The sequence below is a fragment of the Rhodopseudomonas palustris genome, from assembly GCF_003031265.1.
Taxonomy (GTDB): Bacteria; Pseudomonadota; Alphaproteobacteria; order Rhizobiales; family Xanthobacteraceae; genus Rhodopseudomonas; species Rhodopseudomonas palustris_H.
This window is the reverse complement of record NZ_CP019966.1, coordinates 3,261,880-3,273,700: the sequence shown is the minus strand read 5'-3', so window position 1 is coordinate 3,273,700 and position 11,821 is coordinate 3,261,880. Positions and strand designations below refer to the sequence as shown.

The 11,821-nt window shown below is 64.7% G+C and carries 7 protein-coding genes and 1 tRNA gene; 6 read left to right on the top strand and 2 right to left on the bottom strand.

Translation table 11 applies throughout. The features are described from left to right. Positions 1-41: 41 nt before the first annotated feature. Positions 42-1,364, bottom strand: coding sequence for a multicopper oxidase family protein (locus RPPS3_RS15270; protein WP_107344857.1), 1,323 nt, complete (start codon positions 1,362-1,364; stop codon positions 42-44). 98 nt (positions 1,365-1,462) lie between these two features. On the opposite strand from RPPS3_RS15270, the gene RPPS3_RS15265 reads away from it, so the two are divergent. The 6 genes from RPPS3_RS15265 to lon all read left to right on the top strand — a co-directional run bounded on the left by RPPS3_RS15265 (position 1,463) and on the right by lon (position 8,978). After that, a complete protein-coding gene (locus RPPS3_RS15265) occupies positions 1,463-1,843 on the top strand; it encodes a MarR family transcriptional regulator (protein ID WP_234819963.1) in 381 nt (126 codons plus the stop codon). Positions 1,844-2,011: 168 nt separating this feature from the next. Next, a tRNA-Leu gene (locus RPPS3_RS15260) sits at positions 2,012-2,096 on the top strand. A 148-nt stretch (positions 2,097-2,244) separates the two neighbouring features. Continuing rightward, positions 2,245-3,603 carry a trigger factor gene (gene tig, locus RPPS3_RS15255; RefSeq protein WP_107344855.1) on the top strand — a complete coding sequence of 453 codons (1,359 nt, stop codon included), beginning with the start codon at positions 2,245-2,247 and terminating at the stop codon, positions 3,601-3,603. 313 nt (positions 3,604-3,916) lie between these two features. Further along, on the top strand, positions 3,917-4,555 hold the full coding sequence (locus RPPS3_RS15250; protein WP_107344854.1) for an ATP-dependent Clp protease proteolytic subunit: 639 nt from the start codon (positions 3,917-3,919) through the stop codon (positions 4,553-4,555). A 392-nt stretch (positions 4,556-4,947) separates the two neighbouring features. Further along, positions 4,948-6,222 carry an ATP-dependent Clp protease ATP-binding subunit ClpX gene (gene clpX, locus RPPS3_RS15245; protein ID WP_011158509.1) on the top strand — a complete coding sequence of 425 codons (1,275 nt, stop codon included), beginning with the start codon at positions 4,948-4,950 and terminating at the stop codon, positions 6,220-6,222. A 320-nt stretch (positions 6,223-6,542) separates the two neighbouring features. Beyond that, a complete protein-coding gene (gene lon, locus RPPS3_RS15240; RefSeq protein ID WP_107344853.1) occupies positions 6,543-8,978 on the top strand; it encodes an endopeptidase La in 2,436 nt (811 codons plus the stop codon). 13 nt (positions 8,979-8,991) lie between these two features. Here lon and RPPS3_RS15235 read toward each other — a convergent pair whose 3' ends face one another. Next, a complete protein-coding gene (locus RPPS3_RS15235; protein WP_234819962.1) occupies positions 8,992-11,586 on the bottom strand; it encodes a bifunctional diguanylate cyclase/phosphodiesterase in 2,595 nt (864 codons plus the stop codon). Positions 11,587-11,821: the final 235 nt, after the last annotated feature.

Sequence of the window (11,821 nt, the reverse complement as noted above, 5' to 3'; positions counted from 1 at the left end):
CGAAAAGAGTCTCTATTCCTCCTGGGCTTGGAACCGGACTCTCAGGTGACGAGATAGCTGCGCACTAGCCGCGGCTCCGACCATTTCGCCGCGTAGGACTCGATCAGCCACAGCCCGGGGTACTCGGCCGCGAAGGCGATGCGCTGGGTCTGGCCGGCGTCGATCGCCAGCGTGTCGAGCCAGAACGGCTTCCAGCCGTCATCGAGCCGGTCGAGCAGCCGGAAGTGGTGGCCGTGCAGGTGAAACACCATCGGCATGGTGGCGTGGTTGGTCAGCGCCAGCACCACGGTGCGGCCGCGCTTGACCTGAAACGCCGGGCCGGCCGCCGGGTTAAACTTGTCCGGCGCGAACCAATCGAGCTGCGCGTTGACCAGGGCGCCGAGCAGCAGCTCGGCGCGGAGCGCGCCGCCGAGCGGCAGTTGGCTGGGCAGGCCGTTGGCTGGCAGCGGCGCCGGCTGCGGCAGCGGCGCCGGGCGGAGCGGCGGATCGCCGGTATAGACCAGCTTGCCGAGCTCGGTCGGCTTGCCGCCATCGTGCAGGGTGATCGCCGCCCGCGATCCGGCGGCCTTCGGGGTGTCGATCAGCGCATCGACGCGGCCGCCCGGCGCGATCACCAGCGCACCGCCGCGCGCCAGGAACGGCTCCGCCGGCTGGCTGTCGAGGGCCATCACCCAGACGCTGTGATCTTCGATTTTGAGCGCGATCACATTGCGTTGGCAGGCGTTGATGAAGCGGAATCTAAATCGGCCGTTGGTCCGGACGGCAAACTCCGCCGACGGCTTGCCGTTGACCGTGTAGAGCCACGGCGTCGCGCCGGCATCGACGCCTGCGGGGCGGGGCTTGCCGTCGTCGCCGAGGCGATAGTCCTCGATCAGCACCACCTGATCGCCGTCGGCCTGCGGCGGCTCGGGCTCGGTGACGATCAGCGGCAGCGCCGGCATCGGTGCCGGTCCGGCGTCGGCGGCAAGTCGCAGATCGGCGAGCAGGGTGCCGGCCGATCGTAAGGTGAGCAGGAAGCTGTCGCTGCCGCCGGGCGGGACCGGCTGCATCTTCACCAGTGGCTCGGCTGCACCGGCGCCGCCGAGGCCGCGCAGGGTCAGCAGCGCCGGCTCGGCGAGCTTGTTGTCGAATTGCACCGCGACCTCGTCGCCGCGCAGCAGCGGCGGGCCTTCGAGGCTCAAGACCGGCCGCGCCACCGCAGCCGCGCCCGGTTTCAGGACGGCCGAGCCCATCGCGGCGCGGAGCACCAGCGTCTTGCGTGCCGGCGCAGCCGCAGCCTGGATCGGCAGCGCTGGCGCGGCCGCTACGGCGCCAAGGCCGGCGAGCACGGTGCGGCGGGACAGGGCAGGCGGCTGATCGGTCATGCGTGATGCGGACCACGTTCGCCGCGCGCTGTCCAGCGGTCTGCGACAACGTGAGGCTTGAGGCGGCCGAGATTCGGCCCCTAAGACTGAGTTCCCATTTGCTGCTTGACGAGGCTGCCTTCTCCATCATGACGACGATCGAAGCTGCCGGTTGGCTCGACCGACTCTCTCTTATTCTCGACGCGTTTCGGGAGATTCACCCCGAAATCACCGCCAACCAGATCCTCGTCTTGCTGCAGATCGGCGGCAAACCCGGCATCACCCAGCGCGAGCTCTCCGATCGCACGGGCCTCAAGGACGGCACGATTTCGCGAATCTGCGCGCTGATGTCCGAACGCGGCCACCAGGATCGCGCTGGGCTGTCGATCGTCGATATCCGCGGCGTACCGGGCGATTACCGCCTGAAAGGTCAGTATCTGGTCGGTCGCGGCACCGACCTCTATGCCCGCGTACAGTCGTTGATGACCGCCGGCAGCTGAGCGAGGAGGCGGTTTGGGGCGGTAACCCGTGTCGGCTCGCAGCAAGCGTCGCCGATCTGCGACGGCCCGCCGCGGTTGGTAAAAGCTGCGGGTTTCTCTTGATGCGGGCCCTATATGTCATGCTATAAGCCGCCGCCCGCGGCATCGCGGCCGGACATGATGCTCTTCGCGGGCGTGGCGGAATTGGTAGACGCGCTGGATTTAGGTTCCAGTGACGAAAGTTGTGGGGGTTCGAGTCCCTCCGCCCGCACCACGCAAGTGCTTTTGCTCATGACGATTTTCGGAGGGCCGTCCGCCAGGACGGATGTCCGCCAACCCGATGGTGCAGGCCGCGAGGCCGCATCGTACAGTTCGACCATTTCCGGTCCTTCGGCCGGAGCCAAGAGAAGAAGATTGACGCCATGCAGGTCAAGGAAACCGTTGCCGACGGATTGAAGCGCGAATTCCAGGTCAATGTCCCGGCTGCGGACATCGACGCCAAGATCGACGAGAAGCTCGCCGATCTGAAGGACAAGGTGCGCCTCAACGGCTTTCGTCCGGGCAAGGTGCCGACCGCTCACCTGAAGCGCGTCTACGGCCGTTCGGTCGCCGCCGAGACCATCGACAAGCTGGTCCGCGACACCAATGACGGCATCTTCTCCGAGCGTGGCTTCCGGCTCGCCACCGAGCCGAAGATCACCATGCCGCAGGATCAGAAGGAGATCGAGGACATCCTCGAGGGCAAGTCCGATCTCAACTACACCGTGGCGATCGAAGTCGTTCCGGCGATCGAACTGGCCGACTTCAAGAGCTTCTCGGTCGAGAAGCCGGTGGTCGAGGTTGCCGATTCCGACGTCGATGAAGCGATCAAGCGCATCGCCGACGCCAACCGCGCCTATGCCGACAAGGCGGAAGGCGCCAAGGCCGAGACCGGCGACCGTGTCACCGTGTCGTTCAAGGGCACCATCGACGGCGTCGCGTTCGATGGCGGCACCGGCGAGGACATCCCGGTGGTGATCGGCTCGGCGTCCTTCATCCCGGGCTTCGAGGATCAGCTCGTCGGCATCGCGGTCGGCGAGACCCGCACCATCAAGGTGACGTTCCCGACCAACTACGCCAGCGAGACGCTGGCCGGTAAGCCGGCCGAGTTCGAGACCACGGCGACCAAGCTCGAGGCTCCGCAGGAGACCACGATCGACGACGAATTCGCCAAGACCCTCGGCCTGGAGTCGCTCGACAAGCTGAAGGAAGCCGCCAAGGCCCGTCTCGCCGCCGAATACGCCGGCGCTTCGCGGCTCAAGGTCAAGCGCCAGCTGCTCGACCGCCTCGACGAAGCCCACAAGTTCGATGCTCCGCCGTCGCTGATCGAGCAGGAGTTCGAGGTGATGTGGCGGTCGATCAACGCCGAGATGCAGTCGACCGGCAAGACCTTCGCCGACGAGAACACCACTGAAGACGCCGCGAAGGAAGAGTATCGCAAGATCGCCGACCGCCGCGTCCGCCTCGGCCTGGTGCTGTCGGAGATCGGCGAGAAGAACAAGATTCAGGTCACCGACGACGAAGTCAGCCGCGCGGTGATCGAGCGCGCCCGTCAGATGCCGGGCCGCGAGAAGGAAGTCTGGGACTTCTATCGCTCCAATCCGGAAGCGTTGGCCCAGCTCCGCGCCCCGATTTACGAAGACAAGGTGGTCGACTTCATCCTGGAGCTCGCCAACGTGACCGAGAAGCCGGTTACCCGCGAGGAGCTCTACAAGGACGAAGACGACAAGACCGCGGCCTGATCCGCATCGTCTCAAGAATCATCGCTGCGGCCGCCGTGACACCGTCACGGCGGCCGTTTTGCGTCGTCAGGCACCGTTAACGATGCGGCGTGAAAGCCGGCTCGCCGGCGGCGAAAAGCCGTTCGTCGGTTTTGCCGGGATTGGCCGAATCGGTATCAACTCACGGGTGGAAACGGGGCCCACCCTTGTCGCCGCGCAATCGGCTCATATCTGTGACCTCGCTTCACGTCCTGCATCACGGGGCGAACGCCTGCGGCGGAGCCGTTTTTGTCGCTCCCGCGAGCTGTCGCCTACGACAACCCTCAGGTGATTTATGCGCGATCCGGTGGAAACCTACATGAACCTCGTGCCGATGGTGGTCGAGCAGACCAACCGCGGCGAACGAGCCTACGACATCTTCTCGCGCCTCCTGAAAGAGCGGATCATCTTCGTGACCGGCCCGGTCGAAGACGGCATGTCGACGCTGATCGTCGCGCAGCTTCTTTTCCTCGAAGCGGAAAATCCGAAGAAGGAAATTTCGATGTACATCAACTCGCCGGGCGGGGTGGTGACATCGGGTCTGGCGATCTACGACACCATGCAGTTCATCCGCCCGCCGGTCTCGACGCTGTGCACCGGTCAGGCTGCGTCGATGGGCTCGCTGCTGCTCGCCGCCGGCCACAAGGACATGCGGTTCTCGCTGCCGAACGCGCGCATCATGGTGCATCAGCCGTCCGGCGGCTTCCAGGGCCAGGCGACCGACATCATGCTGCACGCCCAGGAGATTCTGAACCTGAAGAAGCGGCTCAACGAGATCTACGTGCATCACACCGGTCAGACCTACAAGGCGATCGAGGATGCGCTGGAGCGCGACAAGTTCCTGACCGCCGAAATGGCCCGGGAATTCGGTATCGTCGACAAGGTGATCGACAAGCGCCCCGAAGATCCCGCGCCGGCCCCGAAGGCTGGCTAGGCCGCGAGCGTCCCGAGGTCGGGCATTTCGCCCTCGGGATTCTCACAGGAAAGCCCCAATGTTCCGCTTTCGTGCCGAGCTCCCGCGTGACAATGGCGCAACGCTGCGTTGATTTCAGCGACCAAGGGTCGCGCAGATGCAACAAATCACGCTATTGTCACGTCGGCCGGCGTCCGGCCGATTAGCGAATTCTTGATAGACGGGTGACAGTCTGATTGGCTGAACCTGATCGACGAAAGTGCTTGGGGGATTCGAACTCGGTCGCGGTTCGCGGCCAGACTGATGCGGGGGTCTTTTCTGGTACGGAAATTGCTAACTTTAACTCGACTGCCGGGCATCGGCTCGGATCAGGCGATGACCGGAAAAAGACCGAACGGCGGACGGAGATAGAAATGAGTAAGGTCGGTACGAGCGACTCCAAGAACACCCTGTACTGCTCGTTCTGCGGAAAGAGCCAGCACGAGGTCCGCAAGCTGATCGCCGGCCCCACGGTATTCATCTGCGATGAATGTGTGGAACTGTGCATGGACATCATTCGCGAGGAGAACAAATCCTCGCTGGTGAAGTCGCGTGACGGAATCCCGACGCCGAAGGAGATCTGCAAGGTTCTCGATGACTACGTCATCGGCCAGAACCATGCGAAGAAGGTTCTCTCGGTCGCGGTCCACAATCACTACAAGCGGCTGAACCACCAGACCAAGCACAACGACGTCGAACTGGCGAAGTCGAACATCCTGCTGATCGGTCCGACCGGCTCGGGCAAGACGCTGCTGGCGCAGACGCTGGCGCGGATCCTCGACGTGCCGTTCACGATGGCGGATGCGACGACGCTGACCGAAGCCGGCTACGTCGGCGAGGACGTCGAGAACATCATCCTGAAGCTGCTGCAGGCGGCCGACTACAATGTCGAGCGGGCGCAGCGCGGCATCGTGTACATCGACGAAATCGACAAGATCAGCCGCAAGTCGGACAATCCCTCGATCACCCGCGATGTTTCGGGCGAGGGCGTCCAGCAGGCGCTGCTGAAGATCATGGAAGGTACGGTGGCCTCGGTCCCGCCGCAGGGCGGCCGCAAGCATCCGCAGCAGGAATTCCTGCAGGTGGACACCACCAACATCCTGTTCATCTGCGGCGGCGCGTTCGCCGGCCTCGAGAAGATCATCTCGTCGCGCGGTCGGACCACCTCGATCGGCTTCGCCGCGCAAGTGCTCGCGCCGGAAGATCGCCGCACCGGTGAGATCTTCCGCCACGTCGAGCCCGAGGATCTGCTCAAGTACGGCCTGATCCCGGAATTCGTCGGTCGTCTGCCGGTGGTCGCCACCCTGGAAGACCTCGACGAGAACTCGCTGAAGAAGATCCTGACCGATCCGAAGAACGCGCTGGTCAAGCAGTACCAGCGGCTGTTCGAGATGGAGAACGTCGAGCTCACCTTCGCCGACGAAGCGCTCGGTGCAGTCGCCCGCAAGGCGATCGAGCGCAAGACCGGCGCCCGCGGCCTGCGGTCGATCCTGGAGAGCATCCTGCTCGAGACCATGTTCGACCTCCCGGGCCTGGAAGGCGTTGAGGAAGTGGTGATCTCGCGCGAAGTGGTCGATGGCACCGCTCGGCCGCTTTACATCTATGCCGACCGCACCGACCGTGCGGCCGAGACCAGCGCCAGCGCCTGACGCGCAGCGCCGACGCGGCGGCCCTCCGGGCCGCTGCCGCAACGATCAGAACGGGCTGCCGCCGCGTGTGGCGGCTCGTTTCTGTGCATCAGCATTCCGCGCCAAAGCCGGACAAAACGTTGCGTTTTCCACGACTTGACACCCCACCGCCGGATAGCCACCTAATTGGTCGGCGATGACAAGCGTTTTCAGGATTCGTCTCAATCATTCCGGAGACCGAGGCCCTGACCGGCCGGAGAAGACCGGACACCTCCGCACCTCGTGACGGCAGCGCCGATGGCGGGCCGAGGGCGAGGGGGCAAAACGAAAGGAACGGGGCCATGACCGCCACCAAACCCAGGCCATCGATCACCTACGGCGAAAGCCACTCCTATCCGGTTCTCCCGCTGCGCGACATCGTCGTGTTTCCGCACATGATCGTGCCGCTGTTCGTCGGCCGCGAGAAGTCGATCCGCGCCCTCGAAGAGGTGATGAAGAACGACGCGCTGATCATGCTGGCGACGCAGAAGAACGCGTCCGATGACGATCCGGCTCCCGATGCGATCTACGAGATCGGCACGCTGGCCAGCGTTCTGCAGCTGCTGAAATTGCCCGACGGCACCGTCAAGGTGCTGGTCGAAGGCCTCGCGCGCGCCAAGGTCGACAAGTACACCGATCGCGCCGATTACTACGAGGCTGACGCCGTCGCGCTCGAAGACAGCGATGCCAGCTCGGTGGAAGCCGAAGCGCTGGGCCGCTCGGTCGTGTCCGACTTCGAGAGCTACGTGAAGCTCAACAAGAAGATCTCGGCCGAAGTGGTCGGCGTGGTGCAGTCGATCACCGACTTCGCCAAGCTCGCCGACACCGTCGCCTCGCATCTCGCCGTCAAGATCGCCGATCGCCAGGGCATCCTGGAGACGCTGTCGGTGACGCAGCGGCTTGAGAAGGTGCTCGGCCTGATGGAGAGCGAAATCTCGGTCTTGCAGGTCGAGAAGCGCATCCGCTCGCGCGTTAAGCGCCAGATGGAGAAGACCCAGCGCGAGTACTATCTCAACGAGCAGATGAAGGCGATCCAGAAGGAGCTCGGCGACGAAGACGGCCGGGACGAACTCGCCGAACTCGAAGAGAAGATCGCCAAGACCAAGCTCTCCAAGGAAGCGCGGGAGAAGGCGCAGCACGAGCTGAAGAAGCTGCGCCAGATGTCGCCGATGTCCGCGGAAGCGACCGTCGTGCGCAACTATCTCGACTGGCTGCTGTCGATCCCGTGGAACAAGAAGTCCAAGGTGAAGAAGGATCTGGAAGCGGCGCAGGCCGTGCTGGATTCCGATCACTACGGGCTCGAGAAGGTCAAGGAGCGGATCGTCGAGTATCTCGCGGTGCAGTCGCGCGCCAACAAGCTGTCGGGCCCGATCCTGTGCCTCGTCGGCCCGCCCGGCGTCGGCAAGACCTCGCTCGGCAAGTCGATCGCCAAGGCCACCGGACGCGAGTTCGTCCGCGTGTCGCTCGGCGGCGTGCGTGACGAAGCCGAGATCCGCGGTCACCGCCGCACCTACATCGGCTCGATGCCCGGCAAGATCATCCAGTCGATGCGGAAGGCGAAGACGTCGAACCCGCTGTTCCTGCTCGATGAGATCGACAAGATGGGCGCCGATTTCCGCGGCGATCCGTCCTCGGCTCTGCTCGAGGTGCTCGACCCCGAGCAGAACGGCACCTTCAACGACCACTATCTCGAGGTGGACTACGATCTGTCCAACGTGATGTTCATCACCACGGCGAACACCCTGAACATTCCGGGGCCGCTGATGGATCGTATGGAGATCATCCGGATCGCCGGCTACACCGAGACCGAAAAGGTCGAGATCGCACGCAAGCACCTGATCCCGCTGGCGCTGACCAAGCACGGCCTGGAGCCGAAGGAGTGGTCGATCGACGACGACGCGTTGTTGCTCGTCATCCGCCGCTACACCCGCGAGGCCGGCGTCCGCAACCTCGAGCGCGAGATCTCTACGCTCGCGCGGAAGGTGGTGAAGGACCTGATGCTGTCGAAGAAGAAGTCGGTCCACATCGACGAGAAGCAGATCGAGGAATATCTCGGCGTGCCGAAGTTCCGCTTCGGCGAGATCGAGAAGGACGATCAGGTCGGCGTGGTGACGGGTCTGGCGTGGACGGATGTCGGCGGCGAGCTGCTGACGATCGAAAGCGTGATGATGCCGGGCAAGGGCCGGATGACTGTCACCGGCAACCTGCGCGACGTCATGAAGGAATCGATCCAGGCGGCGGCGTCCTACGTCCGCAGCCGCGCGATCACCTTCGGGATCGAGCCGCCGTTCTTCGAGAAGCGCGACATCCACGTCCACGTGCCGGAGGGGGCGACCCCGAAGGACGGCCCGTCGGCCGGCGTGGCGATGGCGACCACCATCGTGTCGGTGCTGACCGGCATTCCGATCCGCCGCGATATCGCCATGACCGGCGAGATCACGCTGCGTGGCCGGGTGCTGCCGATCGGCGGCCTCAAGGAGAAGCTGCTCGCCGCGGCCCGCGGCGGCATCAAGACGGTGCTGATCCCCGAAGACAACGCCAAGGATCTCACCGAGATTCCGGACGCCATCAAGGGTGGTCTCAACATCATCCCGGTGGCGCGGATGGACGAGGTGATCGCCAACGCGCTGACCCGCGCGCCGGTGCCGATCGTCTGGGAAGAGGAAACCAAGCTGCCCGGCACTCCGGACAGCGCGGAAGCCTCCGACGAAGCCGGCGGCGGCCTGACCGCCCACTAAGGCGGCGACAGCCTCACACCGACATCAACGGCGCCCTGCGGGGCGCCGTTTGCGTTTCGGCGCTGGGGAGGCCGATCAGGCGGGCTAGGGCGTCTTCCGGCAGCGCGGGGCTGAACAGGTAGCCTTGCATCTGATGGCAGCCGAGGCGGCGCAGCAGGTCGCGCTGGGCGGCGGTCTCGACGCCTTCGGCGAGCGTGATCTTGTTGCCGGCGGCGGCGATCTGCACGATCGCCCGGACGATGGTGGCCGATCCGGCTTCCTCGGTGAGGGTGTCGACGAAGCTTTTGTCGATCTTGATCTTGTCGATCGGGAAGCGGTGCAGATAGCTGAGCGACGAATAGCCGGTGCCGAAATCGTCGAGTGCGATTTTGACGCCGAGATCGCGGAGCTGATTGAGGATCGCCAACGTCGACTCGTTGTCCTGCAGCAGCAGCGCCTCGGTGATCTCGAGCTCGAGCCGGTGCGCGGCCAGTCCGGTGCGGGCGAGCGCCGCAGCGACCTTGAGCGGGAAGGTGGCGCGCCGGAACTGGATCGGCGACACGTTGACCGCAACCGTCATCGACGCCGGCCAGCCGACCGCGACACGGCAGGCCTGATCCAGCACCCATTCGCCGAGGTCTTCGATCAGCCCGATGTCTTCCGCCAGCGGAATGAACTCGGCCGGCGAGACGAAGCCGCGCAGCGGATGCTGCCAGCGCAGCAGCGCTTCGCAGCCGGCGATCGCGCCGGAATTCAGATCGACCAGCGGCTGGAAGTGGAGCTGGAAGTCGTGCTCGGCCACCGCGCGCTTGAGCTCGGTCGCGAGGTCGTGCCGGGCTTTGGCCTTGGTATCCATCTCGGGCATGAAGAACCGATAGGTGCGTCGGCCTTCGGCTTTTGCTGCGTACAGCGCGAGGTCCGCCTTGGCGATCAGATCGTCGACCTCGCAGCCGTGCTCCGGTGCCAGCGCGATGCCGATGCTGGCGTCCGGCGAGATCACTTGGCCGGCGCAGTCGATGCCATCGCGCAGCGTGGACTGCAGCTTCGCCACCAGCTCCCGGACGTCGGTGGCGTCGGCCATCACCACGGCGAATTCGTCACCGCCGAGCCGCGCGACGTAGTCGGCCGGCGTCAGGCAGCGCTGCAGTCGCTCGGCGATGACCTGCAACAGCTGATCGCCAACCGGATGACCGAGGGTGTCGTTGACGATCTTGAACTCGTCGATGTCGATGTAGAGCAGCGCTAGCTGATCGCCGGGCTCGATCGCGCCGAGCGCGTCGCCGAGATGCTTGCGAAACGAGGAGCGGTTCGGCAGGCCGGTGAGGTCGTCGTAGTGCGCGAGATGGTGGATGCGGGAGTCCGCGCGCTTGCGCTCGGTGATCTCCTCGTGGGTCATGACCCAGCCGCCGCCCTGGATCGGCTCGCGGGTGATCAGGATGGTTCGCCCGTCGGGAAGTTCGACCTCGAACGCACTGTGAGTGCCTGCGTTCTTGAGGGCGAACGCCTGATAGGATTCGAGCAGATGCGGATCGTGGCCGGCCTGCTGCAACTGGCGCACGATTTCGAAGGTGCGCATGCCGAGCTTCAGTGCGTCGGCAGGCAGGCCATAAAGATCGAGGTAGCGCTGGTTGAACAGCAGAAGCCGTCCTGCGGAATCGAACAGCGACAGGCCTTGCGCCATGTTGTCGACCGCGATGCTGTAGCGCTTTCGCAAATCGGTTTCCTGCCGGATGATCTGGCGACCGAGCTGAAACAACACCACGGCAACCGCGAGCGCAGAGGCGCATGCGACCGCCACCATCACCCACAGCTCATGCCACCAGCTCGACAGCACGCCGGTGACCGAGCGCGACACCACCACGAACACCGGCTGCTTGGTCAGCATCCGCGATGCGGCGAGCCGCTCAGCGCCGTCGAACGGGCTGTTCACCCGCTGGGTGACGCTCGGATGCAGGAACAGCGGTTTGAGATCGGAATCGAGGAAGTTCTGGCCGTTCGCCTGAGTGAAGCGCGGCCAGCGCGTGATCAGCGTACCGCCGCTGGTGAACACCGCAATCGAAGCGTCCTCGCCAAGCACGATCGAGGAGGCGAGGTTCTCGTACCAGGTGTTCGGAATCGTCCGGGTCAGAATGCCGGTGGTCGCGAGGGTCGGGCCGCGCAGTCGCTTGACCAGGGTCAGCGCCAGGCTGCCGCGCACCGGATCGCGGATGAATTCGGCTTCGCCTTCGTCGCGTTCGTAATCGGCGGTCCAGCGCTTGAAGCTCGGATGCTGGCCGATCGCGACGTTCGGCAGCGGCCAGCCGCGCGAGGAGTTGATCAGGACGCCGCTGGCGTCGAACAGGTCGAAGTCACCGAGCTCGCCGGCCTTCAGCGACAGCAGCGTGTGGGTCGACAGCGCTTTGGCGAGCGGGAAGGCCTGTTCGAGCGAGGAGGCGGTGTCGCTCTGATCGGCGTTGAGGGTCTCGAAGGTGCGGTCGAATTGACGGGCGAGCAGCAGGGCGGTGTTGCCGAGCTCGCGTTCGGCGTTGCGCAGGACGCGTTCACGGCCGTCGGCGATCATCCAGGCGGTGACCATCGAGATCGCGGCGATCAGCAGCACGCCGATCCCGACGATCCATCGCACGGACACGTTTCCCGGTCCTCGCAACAGGCTGCGCGCCCGTGCGTTCCACCCAACCCTTGCCATTGACCACCCCAGCCGGCGTCTTGATGTCCTCCTCACTACCGGGGGTAGATGGAAATCTCGTTAGTACATTTACCGGCACTTTCTCCGCTCAAAAGCACGCGGCGCAGTCGGTGAGACCGCTATCGGTACTATGTTGGGTAGAAAATAGTGCGGTGCGGTACCTAAATCCGCGTCGGCT